At 69.2% G+C, this 780-nt stretch carries 1 protein-coding gene; it reads left to right on the forward strand.

All coding sequences use genetic code 11. The features are described from left to right. A partial coding sequence (locus ACXJMY_RS38015) for a VCBS domain-containing protein (protein WP_456624472.1) occupies positions 1-780 on the forward strand: 780 nt, incomplete at both ends.

Consider the following 780-nt stretch of genomic DNA (forward strand, 5'->3'; position numbering starts at 1 on the left):
GCGGTGGCCGGCCTGACGCTCAACCCGGACGGCAGCTACAGCTTTGATGCGTCGAATGCCGCCTACCAGCATCTGGCGCAGGGCGCCACCACCGACGTGGTGGCGAACTACACCGTCACCGACGAGCATGGCGCCAGCGCCGCCGCGACGCTGACCATCACCCTGACCGGCACCAACGACGCCCCGGTCGCGGTGGCCGACACCAACGCGGGCAGCGAGGACAGCACCATCGCCGGCACCGTCGCAAGCAATGACAGCGACGTCGATGACGGCGCGGCGCTGAGCTACAGCCTCGATGCCGCGGTGGCCGGCCTGACGCTCAACCCGGACGGCAGCTACAGCTTTGATGCGTCGAATGCCGCCTACCAGCATTTGGCCGAGGGCGCCACCACCGACGTGGTGGCGAACTACACCGTCACCGACGAGCATGGCGCCAGCGCCGCCGCGACGCTGACGATCACCCTGACCGGCACCAATGACGCGCCGGTCGCGGTGGCCGACGCCAATGCCGGCACCGAGGACAGCACCATCACCGGCACCGTCGCGAGCAATGACAGCGACGTCGATGACGGCGCGGCGCTGAGCTACAGCCTCGATGCGGCGGTGGCCGGCCTGACGCTCAACCCGGACGGCAGCTACAGCTTTGATGCGTCGAATGCCGCCTACCAGCATCTGGCGCAGGGCGCCACCACCGACGTGGTGGCGAACTACACCGTCACCGACGAGCATGGCGCCAGCGCCGCCGCGACGCTGACCATCACCCTGACCGGCACCAACGAC

The sequence above is a fragment of the Bradyrhizobium sp. P5_C12 genome (assembly GCF_054049735.1).